The sequence below is a fragment of the Idiomarina rhizosphaerae genome, from assembly GCF_024159085.1.
Taxonomy (GTDB): Bacteria; Pseudomonadota; Gammaproteobacteria; order Enterobacterales; family Alteromonadaceae; genus Idiomarina; species Idiomarina rhizosphaerae.
Map to the genome: position 1 here is coordinate 206,911 of NZ_JAMZDE010000008.1, position 21,436 is coordinate 228,346.

General features: G+C 45.5%; 19 protein-coding genes and 1 riboswitch. Of the genes, 6 read left to right on the plus strand and 13 right to left on the minus strand.

Annotated elements, in window-relative coordinates:
• Positions 1-68: 68 nt before the first annotated feature.
• Together prpB and NJR55_RS11300 are read right to left on the minus strand one after the other, a co-directional pair.
• Positions 69-947 carry a methylisocitrate lyase gene (gene prpB / locus NJR55_RS11295; RefSeq protein WP_253620033.1) on the minus strand — a complete coding sequence of 293 codons (879 nt, stop codon included), beginning with the start codon at positions 945-947 and terminating at the stop codon, positions 69-71.
• Positions 944-1,633 (minus strand): GntR family transcriptional regulator, encoded by a 690-nt coding sequence (locus tag NJR55_RS11300; protein ID WP_253620444.1) that lies wholly within the window; start codon positions 1,631-1,633, stop codon positions 944-946. The genes prpB and NJR55_RS11300 overlap by 4 nt, the downstream gene beginning before the upstream one ends.
• 161 nt (positions 1,634-1,794) lie before the next feature.
• On the opposite strand from NJR55_RS11300, the gene NJR55_RS11305 reads away from it, so the two are divergent.
• The 3 genes from NJR55_RS11305 (at position 1,795) to NJR55_RS11315 (ending at position 5,618) form a co-directional block, all read left to right on the plus strand.
• Positions 1,795-2,562, plus strand: coding sequence for a TerC family protein (locus tag NJR55_RS11305; protein WP_253620034.1), 768 nt, complete (start codon positions 1,795-1,797; stop codon positions 2,560-2,562).
• A gap of 118 nt (positions 2,563-2,680) precedes the next feature.
• Positions 2,681-4,234 (plus strand): peptide MFS transporter, encoded by a 1,554-nt coding sequence (locus NJR55_RS11310; protein WP_253620035.1) that lies wholly within the window; start codon positions 2,681-2,683, stop codon positions 4,232-4,234.
• A gap of 67 nt (positions 4,235-4,301) precedes the next feature.
• Complete coding sequence (locus tag NJR55_RS11315; protein ID WP_253620036.1) at positions 4,302-5,618, plus strand: M24 family metallopeptidase; 1,317 nt, start codon at positions 4,302-4,304, stop codon at positions 5,616-5,618.
• Here the strand turns inward: NJR55_RS11315 and NJR55_RS11320 are convergent.
• The 3 genes from NJR55_RS11320 to NJR55_RS11330 all read right to left on the minus strand — a co-directional run bounded on the left by NJR55_RS11320 (position 5,608) and on the right by NJR55_RS11330 (position 8,959).
• Positions 5,608-6,030 (minus strand): hotdog fold domain-containing protein, encoded by a 423-nt coding sequence (locus NJR55_RS11320; protein ID WP_253620445.1) that lies wholly within the window; start codon positions 6,028-6,030, stop codon positions 5,608-5,610. The genes NJR55_RS11315 and NJR55_RS11320 overlap by 11 nt on opposite strands.
• 173 nt (positions 6,031-6,203) lie before the next feature.
• Positions 6,204-8,429, minus strand: a complete 2,226-nt coding sequence (locus NJR55_RS11325; RefSeq protein ID WP_253620037.1) for an NADP-dependent isocitrate dehydrogenase — start codon at positions 8,427-8,429, stop codon at positions 6,204-6,206.
• 89 nt (positions 8,430-8,518) lie between these two features.
• A complete protein-coding gene (locus NJR55_RS11330) occupies positions 8,519-8,959 on the minus strand; it encodes a VOC family protein (RefSeq protein WP_253620038.1) in 441 nt (146 codons plus the stop codon).
• Positions 8,960-9,164: 205 nt separating this feature from the next.
• Here NJR55_RS11330 and NJR55_RS11335 point away from each other — a divergent pair, with 205 nt between their 5' ends.
• Positions 9,165-9,386 (plus strand): hypothetical protein, encoded by a 222-nt coding sequence (locus tag NJR55_RS11335; protein WP_153849176.1) that lies wholly within the window; start codon positions 9,165-9,167, stop codon positions 9,384-9,386.
• Here NJR55_RS11335 and NJR55_RS11340 read toward each other — a convergent pair.
• From NJR55_RS11340 to NJR55_RS11365, 6 genes are all read right to left on the minus strand, one after another.
• Positions 9,379-10,095 (minus strand): M48 family metallopeptidase, encoded by a 717-nt coding sequence (locus NJR55_RS11340; protein WP_253620039.1) that lies wholly within the window; start codon positions 10,093-10,095, stop codon positions 9,379-9,381. The two genes, NJR55_RS11335 and NJR55_RS11340, sit on opposite strands and share 8 nt — an antisense overlap.
• Entirely contained in the window at positions 10,079-10,906 is an 828-nt protein-coding gene (locus tag NJR55_RS11345) for an ion transporter (RefSeq protein ID WP_253620040.1), read from the minus strand. The genes NJR55_RS11340 and NJR55_RS11345 overlap by 17 nt, the downstream gene beginning before the upstream one ends.
• 11 nt (positions 10,907-10,917) lie before the next feature.
• On the minus strand, positions 10,918-11,715 hold the full coding sequence (locus NJR55_RS11350) for an undecaprenyl-diphosphate phosphatase (RefSeq protein ID WP_253620041.1): 798 nt from the start codon (positions 11,713-11,715) through the stop codon (positions 10,918-10,920).
• An 85-nt stretch (positions 11,716-11,800) separates the two neighbouring features.
• A complete protein-coding gene (locus NJR55_RS11355; protein WP_253620042.1) occupies positions 11,801-12,145 on the minus strand; it encodes an HvfA family oxazolone/thioamide-modified RiPP metallophore in 345 nt (114 codons plus the stop codon).
• Between the two features lie 81 nt (positions 12,146-12,226).
• Positions 12,227-13,567 (minus strand): lysine-sensitive aspartokinase 3, encoded by a 1,341-nt coding sequence (lysC, locus tag NJR55_RS11360; RefSeq protein ID WP_253620043.1) that lies wholly within the window; start codon positions 13,565-13,567, stop codon positions 12,227-12,229.
• Between the two features lie 95 nt (positions 13,568-13,662).
• A riboswitch (Lysine riboswitch) is annotated at positions 13,663-13,840 on the minus strand.
• A gap of 44 nt (positions 13,841-13,884) precedes the next feature.
• Entirely contained in the window at positions 13,885-14,934 is a 1,050-nt protein-coding gene (locus NJR55_RS11365) for an NAD(P)-dependent alcohol dehydrogenase (protein WP_253620044.1), read from the minus strand.
• 136 nt (positions 14,935-15,070) lie between these two features.
• On the opposite strand from NJR55_RS11365, the gene NJR55_RS11370 reads away from it, so the two are divergent.
• Positions 15,071-17,983, plus strand: coding sequence for a ligand-binding sensor domain-containing protein (locus NJR55_RS11370; protein WP_253620045.1), 2,913 nt, complete (start codon positions 15,071-15,073; stop codon positions 17,981-17,983).
• Complete coding sequence (locus tag NJR55_RS11375; RefSeq protein WP_253620046.1) at positions 17,980-18,855, plus strand: MBL fold metallo-hydrolase; 876 nt, start codon at positions 17,980-17,982, stop codon at positions 18,853-18,855. Before NJR55_RS11370 ends, NJR55_RS11375 begins: the two co-directional genes overlap by 4 nt.
• Before the next feature lie 12 nt (positions 18,856-18,867).
• Here the strand turns inward: NJR55_RS11375 and NJR55_RS11380 are convergent, their stop codons facing one another.
• Together NJR55_RS11380 and NJR55_RS11385 are read right to left on the minus strand one after the other, a co-directional pair.
• The gene (locus NJR55_RS11380; protein WP_253620047.1) at positions 18,868-20,262 is read right to left on the minus strand and encodes a phospholipase D family protein; all 1,395 of its coding nucleotides are present in this window, start codon (positions 20,260-20,262) and stop codon (positions 18,868-18,870) included.
• Positions 20,259-21,428, minus strand: coding sequence for a vWA domain-containing protein (locus tag NJR55_RS11385; RefSeq protein WP_253620048.1), 1,170 nt, complete (start codon positions 21,426-21,428; stop codon positions 20,259-20,261). The genes NJR55_RS11380 and NJR55_RS11385 overlap by 4 nt, the downstream gene beginning before the upstream one ends.
• Positions 21,429-21,436 lie beyond the last annotated feature (8 nt).

Sequence of the window (21,436 nt, forward strand, 5' to 3'; positions counted from 1 at the left end):
ATATCTGCCATCGCTCGTAGCCTGACGTTTACGTCAGGAACGATATCTCACCTGACATAAATGTCAGGCTACTTTTTAAATAATTGATCTAGTTTTTCTTCAAAATCGTGATAGTTCAAAAAGTCATACAACTCTGCGCGAGTCTGCATGTCATCTACAACGGCTTTCTGATCACCGTTCTCTAAAATACTATTGTAGACGTTCAGTGCGGCTTTGTTCATTGCCCGGAAAGCACTTAAAGGGTAAAGAACAATTTCCACCCCAACGTCAGCCAGTTCCTGTTTGTTAAACAATGGCGTTGCGCCAAATTCAGTGATATTTGCCAGAACCGGTACATTCAAAGCTTCGGTGAAGGCTTTATATTGATCAAGCGTATGAACGGCTTCCGCAAAAATGGCATCAGCGCCTGCATCCACACAAGCCTGCGCACGTTCAATAGCCGCTTCCAGGCCTTGTTGTTGCAAGGCATCGGTACGCGCCATGATCAGAAACTGGTCATCGATACGTGCATCGACTGCCGCTTTCACGCGATCTACCATCTCTTCCTGAGTCACAATTTCCTTATTTGGGCGGTGTCCGCAGCGTTTTTGAGCAACCTGGTCTTCAATGTGCATTCCGGCAGCACCGGCACGAGTCATTTCTTTAACCGTACGGGAAATATTAAATGCCCCGCCCCAGCCAGTGTCAGCATCAACTAACAGAGGTAGATCGGTTGCTGCAGTAATACGGCGAATGTCTTCACAAACATCATTTAACGACGTCATGCCTAAGTCAGGCAAACCGAAAGACGCATTCGCCACCCCAGCGCCGGAAAGGTATAACGCTTTATGCCCAACCTTTTCTGCCATCATTGCTGTATAGGCGTTAATGGTACCTACAATCTGTAAAGGATTTTCGTCGGCAATAGCTTGGCGCAACTTAGCACCCGGGCTTGTCATATGAGTCATGATGTTTCCTTTTCTGTTTGTAACCGTAATTCAATGTTTTTACGAGACGCGCCAATATGGCGGCGCATTAGCAGATCGGCCAGTTCACCATCGCGATTAGCAATAGCATTAATAATGGCCTTATGTTCATCGAAGGCGCGCGAAACTCTCGGACCGTTCATGCCCATCTGTACTCGATACATACGGACAAGATAGTAGAGTTCGTCGCAAAGCATATTAATTAAATACTGATTTTTACTGCCGAGTATAATGCGATAATGGAAGTCGAGATCGCCGGCTTCCTGATAGTAACTTTCACCTTCACGAACCCGCTGAGTTTCCAGATGCTTATCTAAAAGCTGTCTTAACTCGTCAATTTCATTGTCAGGCATTTGCTCTGCCGCTAAACGACAGGCCAAGCCTTCAAGCTCTTCCCGTATTTGATATAACGAAATTAATCCTTCCAGAGACAGGGTAACCACTCTGGCACCGGCGTTCGGAATTCGTTCAATAAGATGGCAGCGTTCGAGCCGGGCCAAAGCCTCACGCAATGGCGCTCTGCTGACATTGAAGCGTCGGGCAAGCTCCGGTTCGCTAATTTTACAACCCGCCGCGATATCTCCTTCGACAATAGCGCGCTGTATTTCAAACAAAACGCGGTCTGATGAAGTAATGGCGGAACGTTCTAAAGGGCTGACTATCTGCATTAATTGTCGACAGTAATTATTGATTTGGCTATTTTCCATGAAAAAAACCATATTTGCAAGGCAAACCAAACTAAATTGTCGACAATCTAAAATCGATTGTTTTTATCACTAATACCTTTCAATATAGCAGTTATCATTTTATCAGGACTACAGAGGTCAACATGTTCGAATGGATTACCATGCCAGAAGCCTGGATTGCGCTGGCAACCTTAACCGCCTTAGAAATTGTTCTGGGTATTGATAACATCATATTTATTTCTATTTTGGTTGGCCGCCTGCCGGAACATCAACGTGACAAAGCCCGCACCATTGGCTTGGGTCTGGCAATGGGAACCCGACTACTCCTGCTCTTTTCTCTAACCTGGGTAATGACTCTTACCGATCCGCTATTCAGTATCTTTGCAGAAGAAATTTCAGGGCGCGATTTGATACTCCTATTGGGTGGTCTGTTTCTGCTTGGCAAAAGCACATTAGAAATTCACCATGCTTTAGAGGGCGACTCTCAATCTGAAAAGTCTCCGGTTGCCGCTTCTTTTATCGGAATTCTTATACAGATAGCCATTCTGGACGTCGTTTTTTCGCTGGATTCAGTCATTACAGCTGTTGGCCTTGCTGAACAGCTAAGTGTTATGGTCATTGCCGTAATTATTTCGGTAGGTGTCATGTTGGTGGCAGCAAAGTCGGTCAGCGATTTTGTCGACAAACACCCGACCATTAAAATGTTGGCTCTTAGCTTTTTAATTTTAATAGGCATGACCTTAGTTGGCGAAGGATTCGGATTTCATGTACCTAAAGGCTATGTCTATTTCGCTATGGCGTTCTCTCTTGCAGTTGAAATGCTCAATCTTAAAATACGATCTAACCGCAAAAAGCCGCAACCAGTGGAGTTGCGCAAGGGTATCCCCTTAGATAAACATCCTAAAAATTGAGTATTTCGTCGTTTTCGGTTTTATTTCACGGCAGTCGCTAGTAAAGTAACGCCACTTTTTTTGACTTATACCAAAGTCGAACAGGACCAAAGTTTCAATAACTAAACGGATAATAACAATGGATCCAACAAAAATAGTCGACAAAGACGCAAGTTTTTTCGGACAACCAGGGGGCTTACAAACCCTGTTTTTTACCGAAATGTGGGAGCGCATGAGTTACTACGGTATGCGCGCATTGCTGGTTCTTTTTATGACCGCAAGCTTACAAGAAGGCGGTATAGCATTCACCGTCGCCTCTGCAACAGCCATCTACGGTTTGTACACCGGTGCCGTATACTTTATGGGTCTACCTGGCGGTTGGATAGCTGACCGATTATTAGGCGGACAGCGCGCCACCTGGTACGGCGGCATCATTATTATGCTTGGCCACATTGTATTGGCCATACCGAGTAAGGCTGGTTTCTTTATTGGTATGATTTTGGTGGTACTTGGCACAGGTTTATTAAAGCCAAACATCACCGCCATGGTTGGCCAGTTATATAGCTCCGACGATGACCGTCGCGACGGTGGTTATACGCTTTATTATATGGGTATTAACATCGGTTCGATTATCGGTTACATCGTTACCGGTTACCTTATGGAAAATGCTGGTTACCACTGGGGCTTCGGCGCAGCGGCTGTTGGTATGGCATTTGGTCTTATTCAGTACAGACTGACTTTACCTAAACTGAAGGGAGTTGGTGAAAAGCCACCGAAGCCTTTAGGCCCGAAAGCGGCAAAGCGCAGTTGGGGAATCATTTGGTTTTTACTGGCAAGTTTGGCTGTTTACACTTTTCTGGCGCTAAATGGCGATGTCAGTATTAATCCAGTCGCTGCTGCTGAAAGCGTTTCAATTATATTCACGGCTATATTTTTCCTGTTTTACCTATCGGTTTTCATTTTCGGTAAATTGACCCGCGATGAAATGAAACGATTGGGGGCATTATTCTTAGTCTGTATTGCCTCGACCATGTTCTGGGCTGGCTTCGAACAAGCGGGGTCCTCATTCAACTTATTTGCCCGCGACCTAACCGATCGCATGGTTGGCGACTTTGAAATTCCAACTACCTGGTTTCAGTCGCTGAATTCTTTCTTTTTAGTTGCCTTGTCGCCTTTCTTTGCCGCACTTTGGATAAATCTAAGCAAACGCATGATTAATCCTTCATACGGTTTCAAAAGTGCGATTGGTCTTATCATTATGGCGACTGGTTTCGTTGTCATGTTCTTTGCTTCGCAAGCAGCGGCAAGTGGCATGAAAGTGGCTCCATACTGGTTAGTCGCGGTTTACTTTATTCATACTGTAGGTGAGCTTTGCTTAAGCCCGGTTGCACTGAGTGCAGTCAGTAAACTGTCTCCAAAACGTATGGCAGGTCAAATGATGGGTATTTTCGTATTGACCTACTCAATAGGTAACGTTGTTGCTGGTCGAATAGCGGGTGGTCTTAATCCGGACGACCCACAGGCAATGCCTGAGCTTTACTGGACTATTTTCTTGTTTGGTGTCAGCGTTGGTGCGGTTGTGTTCGTGCTGGCTCTGTTTACTCGTAAATGGGAGAAACTGGCGCCGGACGATGGTGAAGACGAGCACCCGGGTGCCGTCATCGACGCTAACGAGCCTGTCGGAAAACCATAATTCACTTCTTTGTGAAAAACTGCTAGAAAGGGACCTTCGGGTCCCTTTTTTAATATCGGTAGCACTTATGCTAAAACAAATCATCCTCCTGGCCAGCCTAACTTGCAGCACTGCCTTTTCCGCTAACGTGCTTGCAGAAAATATAAGTCCCCTGCCTCTTAAACAACGTGCAACAGTTGTTGATGAGCTTCTTCAACAGCGAGTACAGCAACTACTCCCTGAGTTAATGCAACAAAATGACATTGATATGTGGGTATTGATAAGTCGCGAGTACAACGAAGACCCAATTCTTAAAACCTTTCTGCCCAGCGACTGGTTATCTGCAAGACGAAGAACCATCTTAGTTATCCATAACCCAGGCAATGGTGAGAATCTGGAAACCTTAGCAATAGCTCGTTATAACGTTGGAGATGTATTTAAGAGTGCATGGAACCCGGAACAGCAACCCGACCAATGGCAACGACTGATGGAAGTTATTACAGAGCATAACCCAGATGCTATTGCGATTAATCAGTCGAAAGACTTCGCTCAGGCCGACGGGATTACCGCAACGGATAAAGAACTTTTCATGGCCGCTTTACCCGACAATTTAAAAAATAAAATTGTGAGTGCTGAACCGCTTGCTGTTTCCTGGCTCGAAAAGCGAATAGCAGCCGAGTTACCCTATTATCGTAATGCCGTTAAACTTGCTCACCAAATTATCGCAGAAGGTTTCTCCAGCAAAGTGGTGTCAGTTGGCGAAACAACGACAGAAGATCTCCAGTGGTGGTTCCGCGAGCGGGCGGCAAAAGAAAACCTGCCAGTTTGGTTCCATCCTTCAGTGAGTGTGCAGCGTATCGATGATCCTCAACCAGGCCACCCGCGCTCAACCGGCGTCGTCATACAACCGGGCGACTTACTGCACGTGGATTTTGGCATTACCTACCTGCGTTTAAATACCGATACTCAACAACACGCCTATGTTTTAAAAGAAGGCGAGTCAGATGCACCCGATGCGCTAAAACAAGCGTTAGCAAACGCTAATAAACTACAGGATATTCTGACAGAACAGTTTGAAGAGACGCGTTCAGGTAATGACATTTTGCTCGCCGCATTAGAAGAAGCCAGAAGCGAAGGTCTGGAGCCCATGATTTATACTCACCCTATTGGTTATTACGGCCATGGATCAGGGCCCACTATTGGTATGTGGGACAAACAGCACGCAATACCAGGTGGAGGAGAATACCCGTTATTTTCCAATACGGCTTATTCTATCGAGCTCAATAACAAAACCACATTCGAGGATAAAGCCATCACCATCATGCTGGAAGAAGATGCATTTTTTGATGGTGACGGTGTTAGCTACTTAAACGGCAGACAGCAGTCCTTTCATCTTATCGATTAGGCTTTTCTGAAACATAAATAGTAATGTGCCCGGCGGCTACAACGGTGCCGTCGCTGCGCTTAGCTTCTACCGATATGGGCTGATCGCCCGGCTTCCAGGTGGACTCTGAGCTAGTTGCTTCTATGGTGACATCGCTGTCGGTTTTTGCCAGATATTGCACATTCATGCCTTTTGGAAGCCAGCGCAGATGCTTAGGAATTGATGCTTCTGCTACTGCGCCCATGGCCATTTCCATACCATTACAGACCGCAATAGCGTGCACTGTACCAATGTGGTTTTGCACCGCCTTTCGTTTCTTAAACGTCAGCTGGCAGAAGTTCGGCTTTAATTCGGTAATAAGCGGCTTAATTGTTTTAAAGTAAGGTGCTTTGCGGGCAAACATTGCAGAGAAAATCTTACGCCCAAAAGGCATTTTTAAACAACGTTCATACAAATTAATAAGGTAGTTGCCAGTTGCCAAAATCGTTACTCCAGACCGGTGTTAATGAAAACCTTGTTTCAGAATGTACTAATGTACAGACAAAAAATATAGATATAAAAAAAGCAGGCCGAAGCCTGCTTCTTAAGTTTCTAGCTTACTACAAATTATAAGCTGGCAAGTGTTTCATTTAATACAGAACAAGGGCGCATTGCTGCTGACACCTTATCTGTATTTGGCTGGTAGTAACCGCCGATATCCACTTTAACGCCCTGAATTTCGTTCAGCTCGCTGATAATCGCCTGCTCGTTACCAGAGAGTTTTTCAAACAACTTGCTGAAACGTTCTTTCAGCTCGGCGTCGTCGTTCTGGTTAGCCAATGCTTCTGCCCAGTACATAGCCAGGTAGAAGTGCGAACCACGATTATCAATTTCACCAACTTTACGCGATGGTGATTTGTTTTCTTCCAGGAACTTAGCTGTAGCCACATCTAAGCTATCAGCCAACACTAAAGCACGTTTGTTATCAAAGGTACGGCTTAAGTGCTCAAGAGACGCCGCTAACGCCAAAAACTCACCTAAAGAGTCCCAACGTAAGTGGTTTTCTTCAACAAACTGCTGCACGTGTTTAGGTGCTGAACCGCCGGCACCCGTTTCAAACAAACCGCCGCCATTCATTAACGGAACAATTGACAGCATTTTAGCTGAGGTGCCCAGTTCCAGAATTGGGAACAAGTCGGTCAGGTAGTCACGCAATACGTTACCGGTAACAGAAATGGTGTCTTTGCCTTCTTTCACACGCTGTAGCGTATGGCGAGTCGCTTCAACCGGCGCCATGATCTGAATGTCCAGACCATCGGTATCGTGCTCTTTTAAGTACTCTTCCACTTTCTTAATTAACTCAGCATCGTGGGCACGGTTGCTGTCCAGCCAGAATATTGCCGGCATACCGCTTAAGCGTGAACGATTCACCGCCAGCTTAACCCAGTCACGAATCGGTGCGTCTTTCACCTGACACATGCGCCAGATATCACCTTCTTCTACTTTGTGTTCGAAAACGACATCACCGGCTTTATTGAAAACTTTCACCACGCCGTCAGCCGGAATTTCAAACGTCTTATCGTGCGAACCATACTCTTCGGCTTTTTGCGCCATTAAGCCAACGTTAGGTACTGTGCCCATAGTTGCCGGGTCAAAGGCACCGTTTTCACGACAAAAATCGATGGTTTCCTGATAAACGCCAGCATAGCTGCGATCCGGGATCATTGCTTTTGCGTCTTGCTGGCTATCGTTCGTATCCCACATTTTACCAGAGTCACGGATCATTGCCGGCATAGATGCGTCGATGATGATATCACTGGGTACGTGCAGGTTAGTGATGCCTTTATGCGAGTTGACCATAGCCAGTTCAGGCTGCTTCGCGTAAACCGCGTTCATGTCCGCTTCAATGGCATCGCGTTGCTCTGCAGTCAACTTATCCAGCTTGCCGTATAGGTCGCCAATACCGTTGCTTGGGTCAAACTCAATTTCTTTCATTAAATCGGCGTGTTTTTCTAAAACATCTTTATAGAAAACACGAACCGCGTGACCGAACATAATTGGGTCAGAGACCTTCATCATGGTGGCTTTTAAGTGCAATGACAGCAATACGCCCTGCTCTTTTGCCGCTACCGTTTCTTTCTCAAAGAATGCCTGCAGCTTATTTTTACTCATAGTTGCCGCATCAACCACTTCACCAGCCAGTACCGGTACAGATTCTTTCAGTACTTTTTGCTCACCATTACTTTCAAAAACAATCTTGAAAGTATCTTCGCTGGCAGACGTCATCGATTTTTCGCTACCGTAGAAGTCACCTTCATTCATGTGAGCAACATGTGATTTGGAGTCTTTAGACCACTCACCCATACGATGCGGGTGCTTCTTCGCATAATTCTTTACAGCACTTGGGGCGCGACGATCAGAGTTACCTTCACGTAATACCGGGTTAACCGCACTGCCTTTCACTTTGTCGTAACGTGAACGAACATCTTTCTCTTCATCGGTTTGTGGATCAAACGGATAGTCCGGCAGTTTGTAGCCTTGGTTTTGCAGTTCTTTAATGCAGGCTGTCATCTGCGGAATAGATGCGCTGATGTTTGGCAGTTTAATAATATTGGCTTCCGCGGTTTTCGCCATTTCACCCAATTCAGCTAAAGCATCTGATTGACGTTGTTCTTCGGTCAGATACTCCGGAAACTGCGAAATAATACGACCAGCCAAAGAAATATCACGAGTCTCAACTGAAACACCTGCAGCTTTAGTAAATGCTTCAATAAAAGGCAGAAACGAATAGGTTGCAAGGCGTGGCGCCTCGTCCGTTTCAGTATAAATAATCTTTGCTTTATCAGTCGACATAGTCATTCCTATTTATTGGACCAAAGTAAAAATTGCTTCATTTACTTACATAGTTTTGTGGCGCAGATTATAGAGGATCTGCCCTTTAATTACCATTCACCAATGTTTTCCATGGAGGTCCACGGCTCTTCCGGCGGCAAGTTATCACCCTTCTGCAATAGCTCAATGGAGATATTGTCCGGTGAGCGCACAAAAGCCATATGACCGTCTCGCGGCGGGCGGTTGATAATGACGCCGTTATCCATGAGCTTTTGGCAAAGCTCATAAATATTCTCAACCCGAAAGGCTAAATGACCAAAATTACGGCCACCGCGGTAAGTTTGTGGATCCCAGTTATAGGTAAGCTCTAGCATCGGAGCCTGATCTTTCTTTGCTCTTTCAATATCAATCGGTGCCGCTAAAAAAACCAAGGTGAAACGCCCTTTTTCCACATCCTTTCTGCTGACTTCCTGCAAGCCGAGTAAATCACAGTAGAAATTTAAAGATTGTTCCAAATCATGTACACGCACCATCGTATGTAAATACTGCACCACTAATCTCCTGTTTATTCAATTAGAGCTTTTGCACCACGCTCAATAAGATCGACACACTGTTCCAACCATTCTATCCCTCCAAAGTACGGATAGGACGCCTGTATTGGTTCATCAATATTTTGTTCACTTTACAACCTTTTATTGATTTAAATTAAAGATGCATTTAATATGTATGTATTGAAATGCATTAGGAGTGCTTCTGATGAAACCACGTAAACTTCTACAAACCTCTAATGCCTCTATGGGGGTATTTTTATTGCTTTCAATTGTTGTTTTCTATCTGGCCTGGTTTCAGGAAGAGAACTTACCTTTGATGCTGCTTGTCTTTTTGCACTTGTCACAAGTGATCTTAGCCGGTTTATTTAAAGTGGCTTACGTGTTCAGGTTAATAGCGCAGAATCAACTAGGGGAAGAGCTTAGATAAACTGGTTAGTCAGCGTCTTTCGTTCACGCCAGTCCGGGAGAAATTCATCCATCAAGGCGTAGAAGCGCGCGTTGTGATAACGCTCAAACAGGTGTGTAAGTTCGTGAACTAGCACGTATTCCAGGCATTCGACCGGTTTTTTAACCAGTTCTAAATTTAGCCATATTTTTTTGCTACGTATGTTGCAGCTACCCCAACGGGTTTTCATTGCCCTGATGCCAAAGCTATTACTATATGCTCCCATTCGCGGCTGCCAGATATCCAGTAAAGCTTCAACTTCCCGGGTAATTTGCTCACGATACCAGCGATCCATGATCTTTTTACGTTGTTCAGCATTGTAATGTGGCAGAGAAACCAGTTGTAACTGCTCACCCTCACATTTCACTGACGCTCCGCGCTTTTTAACTGCAACATCCAGTGTGTGACTTTTCCCCCAAAGCTTGTGCTCTTCACCCGTTACAAACTGAAGCTCAGGCCGACTTGGTTGCTTAGCAATCCGTTGGCGTTGCTTGATAAGCCAGTCATGGCGCTCAAACAGCCAGCGTTCAATTTCATTTAGCGAGCACTGCTTAGGAGCTGAAACTTCAACATCACCTGAGGGCGCACGCACCCTTAAGTACATATTTTTTATGCGCTTACTCTTTACCGTAACAGGAATATCGTTAATAAGAAGCTTCGCGCTGTATAGGCTTTTACTTTCTTTCGGCATCTTGCTGAGCCACTATCAGTTGTTTTAATTCACGAATTTCCTGTTGCAGATCGGTTATTGACGGTTCTTTTTCCTCGGCTTCTTGAGCCACACCTTGCTGACCAAGCTCTACCTTGCGCCCTTCTTTGTCCATCACGTTAATCACAATACCGATAACCATATTCAAGAACGCAAAAGCAGTCAGGAAAATAAAGGTCATGTAGTAAATCCAGCTCCAGCCGTACACTTCCATGGTTTCGTACTGAATGTCTGTCCAGTCTTCGAAGGTCATTACCCTGAACAGCGTCAGCATCGAAGTAGCAATGTTGTCCCACAAAAACGGGTTGATATCAGCGAATAAGTAACTGCCTACCGCTGCATAAATATAGAAGATAATAAACATCAGCAGGACGACATATCCCATCTGCGGAAGCGCTTTGAGCAAGGAGTTTATTAAGGTTCGCAGCTCCGGAATAATTGATATCATCCTCAGTACCCGAAATATCCGAACCAATCGCGCCAGCAGAGCCAGTTCAGAATCATTTATAGGTATGAGACTCATGATTACAACCAGAGTATCAAACACATTCCAGCCGTCTTTGAAAAACGCCTTTTTATTGTCTTCAGCAATGAAGCGAATGCTAATCTCAATTAAGAAGAACAGCGTGATAAAGAGATCTAAACCGTACGTCAAGCTATTAGCAAAAGCCGGTAATTCGTAGGTTTTTGCTCCAATTTCCAACGCCGATATAATGATTACGGCCACCACTAACGCTTCAAAAGCTTTGTTACTTTTAAGCTGAAATAACTGTTTTTTTATTTTTTCGTACATAAAGTAACTGCTCAGAAGAATAATAAGTACAAGACAACCGCTAAGACTAAACGGTAGATAACGTAAGGCCACATACCGAACGCATTAAGCCACTTAAGGAAGAAATGAATAGCTGTAATGGCGGTTAAAAAAGACACAATGCCGCCAATTAAAAAACCTAACCAGTCTACGGCAATAGACTCTGAAGCTATGGTTAACAACTTGACCAAAGCCGCCGCAGCCGTAATTGGAATGGCCATAAAAAATGAAAACTTTGAAGCCGATTCCCGGTTTAGCCCTAAAAATAGCCCGGCGGTTATGGTTGCTCCAGAACGAGAGGTTCCCGGAATAAGCGCTACAGCCTGAGCAAGACCAACAATAATAGCGTCTTTAAAACCAATATCCTGCAAAGTTCGACTGCCCCGCGCAAAACGATCAGCTACAGCTAACAGCACAGCGAATACCAAGGTGGTGGTAATGATAACGCCCACAGCCCTTAGTGCTGTATCTATATAATCCAGTAACAGTATTCCGGCAATGCAGGCGGGTATAGTTCCGACAACAACGGCCCAGCCCAACCGGCTTTGTCCAACATGCTTGCGTGCAGCAATTGAACGAAGCCCGTCAACAAAGAGTTCACTCACATCTTTACGAAAGTAAAGAATTACCGCGAGTAAGGTACCGACGTGAACCGCAAGATCAAAGCCTACGCCCTGATCGTCCCAGCCGGTAAGTATAGGCATTAAAATTAAGTGAGCAGAGCTGGATATTGGAAGAAACTCGGTTATTCCCTGGATAATGCCCAGGATGATCGATTGTAAGAAATCCATTAAAAATGCTCGCTTTCATTCTGCTCAAATAGAAAGCGAGCATTATAGTCAGTTTCGTCCTTAGAACGAAAGTAACATTAAGCGATTAGGCGCCACATTTACCTTCTTCTGACTTTTCACCTTTTTTCTCAGACTTTTCATGTTTCATTTCGTCACCACGCTTTCCTTCGCCGCATTTGCCCTCTCCGCACTTGCCTTCCTTAGCTTTGTCTTTCATATCTCTTTTATCTTTCATCTCTTCATATTTTTCTTTCTTCTCTTCACCACATTTACCTTCACCACACTTCATTTCCTGTGGTTGAGACATTTCGTAGCCAGACGACAGTTCGGTGGCTTCAAAGGGATTTGCCTGAGCAGCCCCCATACTCATTGCTGAAGCGACGGAAAGAGCCGATGTAATTGCCAGAGTTTTCGATGTCAGTTGTTTCATAATAATCACCTGAATTTGGTTGCCAGAGTCCCTTTAACTGTAGTTTATATTTACAATAAATAGACAATTATTTACACATTATTAACGCAATATTCTGTCGTGCAAAGTGCGAATCACATTCTCGCCTTCATTGTCTGCGACAAGAAAGCATAAGTTATGTTCGCTGGCTCCCTGACATATTAGCCTCACTGCATAATCATTAACGGTGTTAAAAGTCAGCTGACTAATGTGTGCATCTCGCCCAATGCCGTTGCCAATAATAGCAACAAGAGATAGACCAGTTTCCACTTCAACCCGACAAAATTGCTCCAGTTCTTCTAAGGCTGCTGCCGGTAATAAAGCCTGCCCATTCGCTGCACTGCCGCCTTCATCCAGAGTTAACGCAATGCTAACTTCGGAAGTGGTAACCAAATCAACACTCACGTTATACCGAGCCAATATTTCAAAAAGCCTGGCGAGGAAGCCGCTTGCATGCAACATCTTCAGACTATGAACAGTCACTAATGTCTGGTCACGGCGCAGTGCAACAGCACGAACATCGGGCTGGCTTGCAGGACTTGCAGAAATATAGGTCCCGCCAGAAAGCGCATCCTGACTGTTACCGATAAATACGCGAATGTCGTTTTTTATTGCCGGAGCCAGACTTGATGGGTGCAATATTTTTGCCCCAAAGGTGGCCAGCTCCGCTGCTTCAGAAAAGCTCATTTCCGCTATAGCGCGTGCGCTGGAGCAAATTCGGGGGTCGGTGGTATAAATGCCGGCAACATCGGTCCAAATTTGTAAATCCGTTGCATTAAAGCCTGCCGCTAAAAGCGCCGCACTGTAGTCACTTCCACCGCGGCCCAGAGTCGTTGTCTGGTCATTTTCGTCAGAACCAATAAATCCCTGCGTTACCCACACACATCCAGACTCAAGTTTTTGCTTCTGCTCCAGACAATGTGATTTTGTGGTAACTTCATCCGGCTGAGCACGACCAAAATCACTGTTGGTTTTAAGTAGCAACCGGGCATCAAGAGTACTGGAACGCAGTCCCTGCTCAACAAGTAATGAGGAAAATAGTAGGCTTGAGCAACGCTCACCAAAGCTTAGCAGTTCATCCCGCCATGAAGCCCGACCTTCCGCAACTTTTTGGCAATGAAGCGCGAGTTTATTGTGCAGTTGCTCTAATGCTTTTTGCACCTGGATGGCATTGTTAAGCTTTTTCTGAATAGCGAAATGAATCTCGTATATCTCATTTAATAGCTTTTCTACCTGCCTTCCCTGCAGGTCTGCTATCGCGACTAAGCGATTAGTTACGCCGGCGCATGCGCTCACAACAATCAGTCTAATAGATGGATTACTTTGAATAATTTCAGCGCAGCGAAGCATTGAAGCGTAATCAGCGACGCTTGTACCTCCGAACTTTGCAACGGTAAAAGTCACAGTTTTCTCCCGAACAAAACAAAAAAGTGTTCGGAGAACTTAGGCTCTGCAGATAAAATACCAGCGGCTGTGTATAGCCACCAATGGGGAATGCAAACACCAGAAGCTCTCCACCTTAAAGGTGACAGTTGCGGGTGTTCAAACCCTGCAACCGGCAATATTGCGCCAAAATGACAATATTACCTCGGCGTGACATCCCCTCTCTTTCGACTTAAATCTGGCTTTGGCGGCCTAAGTTCAAAAGTCCCTGATGTACGCACCTCTTCTCGGTTTGAATTAGACCACGCCAAATAAAGCGCGGTCAATTCATTTGCGATTTAAGACCGTTTTAATGTGTCCATATCGATAACAAAACGGTATTTCACATCACCTTTTTTCATACGCACAAAGGCTTCGTTAATATTCTGGATATCAAGCATCTCCACGTCACAGTGAATGTCGTGCTCCGCACAAAAATCCAGCATTTCCTGAGTTTCAGGAATACCACCAATTAAAGACCCTGCCAGCACACGTCGCTTCATTACCAGAGCACCAGCTTGCAATGCTGGGTCTACAGGTTCCAGTAAACCGACCAGAATATGAGTGCCATCAACTTTAAGACAGTTAATATAAGGGTTTAAATCATGTTGCACCGGCACAGTATCCAACAAGAAATCAAACGTCTCAGCGGCCGCTTCCATTTGCTCATCGTCGGTTGAAATGATGACATTGTCTGCGCCCTGCCGTTTTGCTTCAGCAACTTTGCTTTCCGAACGGGTGAAAATAGTGACTTCAGCACCCATGGCTTTGGCGAACTTGACGCCCATGTGACCCAGGCCACCCATGCCAATAACACCCACTTTATGCCCTTCTTTTACACCAAAGTGACGCAGCGGGGAGTAAGTTGTAATGCCCGCACACAACAATGGCGCAGCTTTTGCCGGGTCAAGTTTTTCCGGCACCCGCACAACGAAACGATCACTGACCACTATCTTTTCTGAGTAACCGCCGTAGGTCACGCTTTTATCGTGCAAGTCTTCACCGTTGTAGGTTGGAACCATTCCATTCAGACAGTACTGCTCCAGCCCCTGCTCACATGAAGAACACTCGCGACAGGAGTCGACCATACAACCAACCCCAACCGAGTCTCCTACTTTAAACCCCTTCACATTATCGCCGACAGCCGTGACTTTACCGATGATCTCATGCCCCGGCACGACCGGATAAATGGTTCCGCCCCAGTCGTTTTCTGCATAATGAATATCTGTATGGCATACGCCACAGTATGTGATATCAATAGCAACATCGTCACTACGCAATTCACGACGCTCTATTGGATGAGGGGCTAACTTAGAAGTTTCCGATTGTGCGGCATAGGCTTTCGTCATTTGTTGCTCCTTTAATTTGATTTATCACACTAATGTACTCATCAATTCATTTTTTAGATTGTAGTCCTTTTGAGTTATTGCAACCCAGTCGGGGACAACATACCATTCAAAAATGCTGTTCAATAATTGAAGACCTATGAAGTATCACTTTTCCTTACTGCTGGTTGCCCTGTTTCTGTCTCTGAAGGTGTCAGTGGCGGCAGCTTTTGTTGATGAAAATAGTGCAGAAAATGAAATACGTCCACTGAGCGACTATTTGATTCGACACTGGGAAACCCGCGACGGTTTGCCCCACAATTCTATCAACGAAATTACTCAAGATGATAAAGGCTATTTGTGGTTTGCAACCTGGCAGGGGCCGACTCGCTTTAATGGTCGTCGTTTTGATATCTACGATAATTTACGTGAGACCGGGCTGCCCGATATAGGTATGTACACTTTAGCCTACAGTTCTTGCGATGGCAGCGTGTACGTTGCCGGTAACCGTGGAGGCATTGCCCGTTTTTATGATGGCCATTGGCAAACCCTTCAGTCAGCCCCGCCTTTTGTTAACGATTTAGCCATTGATAGCAACTGCAACCTCTGGGTCTCGACTTCAACGCTGGGAATACTGGTTTATAAAAATAATGAGCGTATTGCTCAGTTCACCACAGAGCATGGCTTAAATTCTATGTTCCTTTTTGACTCGCTTGTCGATGCTGACGGAAGCCTATGGGCCGCAACCAATAAAGGTCTTCAGGTCAAAAAGGCGGGTAAATCGAGGTTTATCGATATAACAACGATTCCAGAGGACGTTATTATCACTTTATTCGAGTTAGACGATAACCGTTTACTCGTCGGTACAGAGAAAGGCCTTTATAAACAGGTTAATGATACCGAGTTTGAACCTTTTAAACCTGAAATTGACAGCAGAATAAGCACTATTTTCCAGACTGCCGACGACCAAATTTGGTTAGGAACCTATCAGGACGGCTTGATAAGAATAAACCAATCGGGTATCGAAAGATTCAGCACTAAACAAGGCTTACCTAATAACCACGTACTCGACATTATTCAGGACAAAGAAGGCAGCTTTTGGGTAGCAACACACGGCGGTCTGGTGCAGTTCAGGGACTCCTTATTTGCCTCTTATACTACTGCAAATGGTCTTACAGGAAACTATGTCAGAGCAATAGCTGAAAATAAAAGCGGCGAAATTATTGTCGGCTCCAGCGTTGGGGTGTCTGTTATTGATGAATTTGATATCGGCCCACTGGCTGCTAACACTGTATTAAGCGACTTGTCCGTATTGTCTCTGGCTTACGACGACAAACAAAACCTTTATATTGGTAGTTACACGGACGGTCTTTATATCTGGGATGGTGAAAAAGTTACCCGACATTTCACTAGTGATGACTTGCTTCAGTCGAATGAAGTGCGGCAAATTGCAATCGATGCGCAACTGGGTATTTTTCTCGCTACACCAAATGGCGTCACCCACTTGTACCAAAATGAAAAAGACACCTGGGTATCGCAGCATATTCCCTTAAAAGATGTACTGTCTAATGACTTTGTTATGGCGCTGCATTTGGATAAGTACGGAAAGCTTTGGGTAAGCTCCGGTGCAGGTGTTGCTCAAATAGAAATTATAGCCAAAGAGGAAGGTTTTAACTATCAAATTAACCCCCTTGACTTAACTCACCTTAATAATGCGCAGCTCGCTTTTCATATTACTGAACGAGGTGACTATCTTTGGTTGGCAACCGATCGCGGACTTATTGTTCATAATATCGATAATGATAGCTGGCAAATTTTCAATCGTGACACCGGACTTCCCTTCGATAATTTTATGTCCGTTGCCTTTGACGGCGATGGAAACCTTTGGCTTGGTTCAAGCCGGGGGCCTATCATGGTGGAGCACGACTCATTTACAGAGGTTTTAAACGGACAGGCAGACACATTGGACTTTCAACGTTATACCGAAGTTGACGGTCTTGAAAGTGCCCAAATTAATACCGGTGGCCCCTCAATTCTCGAAAGCTCCGATGGCCGCATCTGGCTGGCAACAAGTAAAGGCGTCTCTGTCGTTGATCCTAATACCATCACCGAAATTGGTAACCTGCCTCCAGAGGTCAATATTGAATCGGTAAAAGCGGACAATGAAACCGTCATTTTTGGCGAAGAGTTAAGCGCAGATACTGATCGCATTGTATTTGAATTTGTTGCTCCCGGTTATCTTATGGCTGAGCACATTGATTATCAGGTACGCTTAGAAGGTTTTGACGAAAACTGGGTGGATAAAAACTCGTTCAATTCAGTTGAATACACGACTTTGCCCGCCAAGGACTATGTTTTTCAGGTAAGAGCAAGATACCCCGGAGGTCAGTGGAGTCAGCCCGACTATTTTTCATTTCGCCAGTCAGCTCATTTTTGGATGCAACCCTGGTTCTGGATTATAGCCTCTTTGATAACTGCTCTGCTGATTCTGATTATCGTCCGGGCGCGTCTTAATCAATACAACCGAACCCGTTTGCAACTCGAACAAATGGTCAAAGAGAAAACCGCCGACTTGGAAACCATGGCTCGACAAGATCCCCTGACCAACCTGGGTAACCGTCGAGCCTTTGATGAGCGGTTGCAGCATGAACTTAATCGTTGTCGCCGCGACGGAACCTATTTAAGTCTGGCCATTCTTGATGTCGATTATTTTAAAGAAGTTAATGACCGCTATTTGCATACTGTCGGTGATAAAGTGCTTATTCGTCTGGCCGAGATTTTAAATGATGAAATAAGAGACATAGACTACGTTGCCCGCTGGGGTGGCGAAGAATTTGCGGTTCTCATTACCAATTCTGAACTGGAAATTGCCAGAGAAGCCAGTGAGAGAATGCGCGAGCGTATTGCCACAACCCACTTTGACGATTTGGTTGAGGATATGAAGATTACCGTTAGTATTGGTGTAGCCAGCAGCTACGACTATGCTGACCATTCAAGTTTACTAGTTGCTGCAGATAAAGCTCTGTACCAGGCCAAGAGTGAAGGCCGCAACCGCGTGGAGTCAAAACCATGAGTGAAGTAGAGAAAATTCAGGTTAAGGCGTTTTTAGATAACGACAGCGAAACTTTCAGCTATGTAGTTTACGATTCAGAAAGTAAAGACGCCATTGTTATTGATCCGGTACTCGACTTTGACTATGCCTCCGGGAAAACCTATACCGAAGGTGCTAACCGTATTATCGAGTTTGTAAAAGACAATAAGCTTAGTGTTGCCTGGTTATTAGAAACTCACGCTCATGCTGATCACTTAAGCGCGGCACCTTATTTAAAAGAACACCTCCAGGCACCTATTGCCATTGGTGAACACATTACTAAAGTGCAGAAAACCTTTAAGCAAGTTTATAACCTGGATAAAGAGTTTCTCCCCAACGGCGAACATTTTGACAAACTTCTGCAAGATGGTGAAACTTTTCACCTTGGCTCAATGACAATTCGGGTGATACATACACCGGGACACACACCCGCAGATATTGCCTACGTAATTAATGAAAATAAAGTGTTTGTCGGTGACACACTTTTTAACCCCGATGTTGGCACTGCCCGATGTGATTTTCCGGGCGGAAGTGCTAGTACCCTGTACCGTTCTATTCAGAAATTGTTTGAACTGGAAGACACCACCGAAGTGTATATTTGCCACGACTACCCGCCGGAAGGACGTCATCATCAATGTAAAACGACGATAGCGGATCAAAAGCGAAATAACATTCACGTTGGCGGCAAAGCCACAGAAGCGCAGTTTGTTAAATGGCGTGAAGAACGCGACGCAACACTGAATATGCCACGACTCATTATCCCGTCAATTCAGGTAAACATTCGCGCCGGACAGCTCCCGCCTGCAGAAGATAACGGCACTGTTTACCTGAAGGTTCCACTGAATCGCTTATAATGAGTTGAAGATCTACAACAAATGATCAACCGGCAACCTCGCGGTTAACCAAACCGCCAAACGTCGCCAAATACCGGCTCCCGGCTCTTTGTAGAGTCGTAACGCCGGTATTTTACTTTTATCCAGCCAGTACAGTTTATAAAAGCGATTGATTCGAGCCTCATACGATCGCAACGGCAATTCGTGCTCAAACATCGCGTTAATTCTTTCGGCCATTTCCACCGACTCAATTAAAAGCCCCGACTCTGTGTTAATTTGCGCTGAACGCGGGTCAAAATTAAATGAACCAACAAAGACTTTTTCATTGTCCACTGTCACCGTTTTAGCATGCAGGCTCGACGCCGAGCGTCTGAAATAAGGGCGCATATCTTTGCGTAAGGTTTTTTCCTCTGTTCGTTTCAACTCAAACAGTTTTACACCTGACAACAACAATCGACGCCGATGTCGCTGGTAGCCCGCATGCACGGCCGGAACATCAGTCACGGCCAGTGAATTAGTCAGCACTCGGACTTTTACGCCCTGCTCCGACAAGTTCTCCAGTTCCTTAACACCTGCAGGCGTCGGCACAAAATAAGGAGAGACCATAACAATAGACTGCTTTGCCAAGCCCAGAGTTTGTGCCAGCTGCTGCGTCACCAGACGGCTAGGCTTGCTATCAGGCTGAGCCTTTAAAGGATCATCGCTGACAACCGTTGCGGTAGCCCTATACCAGGTTTCGGTGTCACTTTGGGGAGTATCCGTCAGGTGTTCATCAGAAAGGACAAACTGGTGTAAATCTCTAAGCTCCGGTTGTTTTTGATAGCCCTTCCAAATATCGTTAAACAATCTGGGTTTATCCGACGACCTTATGGCGTTAACCGCAACCGATAAAGAACAGTTCCAGTACTGCTGCCAGTCTTCGAGTAACGTCTTAACGATGTTGCCTTTCGCTATCACATCAAGATCGTAAAACAACTGTCCAGCATGTGTACCGAAATACTCGTTACCAATGTTTCGCCCACCGACAATCCCCACTTCTGCATCTACCAGCATGGATTTATTATGCATTCGCCGGTTCATGCGCTTAAAATCGGTTAACCAGTTTAACCAGCGCCAGCGTCTGTGTTTAAAAGGATTAAAAAACTTAATATTAAAGTTAGCGCGGGAGGACAAATCCCGTAATAAGGGTTCTAACGGTTTACTGTGCAAATCATCCAGCAGCAGATCAACCCGCACACCACGCTCGACGGCATCCAGTAATTCCTTAAGCATGGTAAGCCCACTGCTGTCGGGGCGCCACAAATAATACTGTAACGCAATATGGTGCCGAGCCTGGCGTATTAACCTCACTCGTTCAATCAGCGCCCGGTGAGCATTTCCCAATAATTGAAACTGATTGTCCGGACATGCCGGATGTAAAGGTGTCATCGCAGTCCGCTCATCGCCCTTTCAAGTCCATCGAGAGTCAATGGGTACATTCTTCCACCCACTAAGTCATGAATCATTCTTACCGACATATAATAACGCCAATGTTCCTCTGGCTGCGGATTAAGCCAGGCGACTTTTTCAAAATGACGAGTCAGCCGGTTTATCCAGGCCTCGCCGGGCTCTTCATTCCAGTGTTCGACACTGCCCCCCGGATACGCTATTTCGTACGGTCCCATAGTAGCATCGCCGACAAATAGCAGTTTATAGTCCTCGCCATAAGTCTGGATTAGCTGCTCAGTCGGAATCTGCTCCTGACGCCGCCGCGAATTCTCCCGCCACACGCCTTCATACACGCAGTTGTGAAAGTAAAACAACTCCAGATGCTTAAACTCGTTTTTTAATGCGGTAAACAACTGCTCGCACTGGTACACATAGTCGTCCATTGAACCGCCAACGTCTAACAGTAAAATAATTTTAACTGCATTATGACGCTCGGACTGCCACTTCAAGTCAAGTAGACCACCTTTTTTTGAGGTGGCTTCAATGGTGCCGTTTAAATCGAGCTCCGTAGCCGCCCCCGTACGGGCAAACTGACGGAGCTTTCTGAGCGCCACCTGAAAACCGCGCTGCTCAAGCCGGGCATTGTCATCCAGGTCGCGAAACTCCCGCTTATCCCACACTTTCGCCGCACTGCGGTTCCGGTTGCCGTCCTGTCCAATACGGATACCGCCGGGATGATAACCATAAGCACCAAAAGGCGAAGTTCCACCTGTGCCTATCCACTTAGAGCCGCCCTGATGACGTTTTTGCTGTTCTTTTAAGCGCTCCTGAAAAGTTTTCATGAGCTCATCCAGACTGCCCAACTGCTGGACTTTGCTTTTTTCTTCATCGCTCAGGTTGCGTTTTAGCGCGTTTTCCAGCCAGTCTTTCGGAATTTTTTCCGTAACATCAACTTTGGCAACTTTATCCACATACTCGCTGAAAGCACGGTCAAATTTGTCGTACTGGGACTCATCCTTTACCAGAATGAGCCGCGACAAATAGTAAAACTGCTCTACATCGGCAAAAGCTAAGTTCGCTTTCATGGCACTGAGTAAGTCCAGCCATTCGGTAATGCTGGTTTTTAGCCCGTGCCGCCGCAGGGTTTGAAAAAAATCAATAAACATAGTGCGAA

Bases quoted from the DNA above. Each gene is read 5' to 3' on its own strand.
- prpB (WP_253620033.1), bottom strand. From the start codon at position 947: ATGACTCATATGACAAGCCCGGGTGCTAAGTTGCGCCAAGCTATTGCC.
- NJR55_RS11300 (WP_253620444.1), bottom strand. From the start codon at position 1,633: ATGCAGATAGTCAGCCCTTTAGAACGTTCCGCCATTACTTCATCAGAC.
- NJR55_RS11305 (WP_253620034.1), top strand. From the start codon at position 1,795: ATGTTCGAATGGATTACCATGCCAGAAGCCTGGATTGCGCTGGCAACC.
- NJR55_RS11310 (WP_253620035.1), top strand. From the start codon at position 2,681: ATGGATCCAACAAAAATAGTCGACAAAGACGCAAGTTTTTTCGGACAA.
- NJR55_RS11315 (WP_253620036.1), top strand. From the start codon at position 4,302: ATGCTAAAACAAATCATCCTCCTGGCCAGCCTAACTTGCAGCACTGCC.
- NJR55_RS11320 (WP_253620445.1), bottom strand. From the start codon at position 6,030: ATGCCTTTTGGGCGTAAGATTTTCTCTGCAATGTTTGCCCGCAAAGCA.
- NJR55_RS11325 (WP_253620037.1), bottom strand. From the start codon at position 8,429: ATGTCGACTGATAAAGCAAAGATTATTTATACTGAAACGGACGAGGCG.
- NJR55_RS11335 (WP_153849176.1), top strand. From the start codon at position 9,165: ATGAAACCACGTAAACTTCTACAAACCTCTAATGCCTCTATGGGGGTA.
- NJR55_RS11340 (WP_253620039.1), bottom strand. From the start codon at position 10,095: ATGCCGAAAGAAAGTAAAAGCCTATACAGCGCGAAGCTTCTTATTAAC.
- NJR55_RS11345 (WP_253620040.1), bottom strand. From the start codon at position 10,906: ATGTACGAAAAAATAAAAAAACAGTTATTTCAGCTTAAAAGTAACAAA.
- NJR55_RS11350 (WP_253620041.1), bottom strand. From the start codon at position 11,715: ATGGATTTCTTACAATCGATCATCCTGGGCATTATCCAGGGAATAACC.
- NJR55_RS11355 (WP_253620042.1), bottom strand. From the start codon at position 12,145: ATGAAACAACTGACATCGAAAACTCTGGCAATTACATCGGCTCTTTCC.
- NJR55_RS11365 (WP_253620044.1), bottom strand. From the start codon at position 14,934: ATGACGAAAGCCTATGCCGCACAATCGGAAACTTCTAAGTTAGCCCCT.
- NJR55_RS11370 (WP_253620045.1), top strand. From the start codon at position 15,071: ATGAAGTATCACTTTTCCTTACTGCTGGTTGCCCTGTTTCTGTCTCTG.
- NJR55_RS11375 (WP_253620046.1), top strand. From the start codon at position 17,980: ATGAGTGAAGTAGAGAAAATTCAGGTTAAGGCGTTTTTAGATAACGAC.
- NJR55_RS11380 (WP_253620047.1), bottom strand. From the start codon at position 20,262: ATGACACCTTTACATCCGGCATGTCCGGACAATCAGTTTCAATTATTG.
- NJR55_RS11385 (WP_253620048.1), bottom strand. From the start codon at position 21,428: ATGTTTATTGATTTTTTTCAAACCCTGCGGCGGCACGGGCTAAAAACC.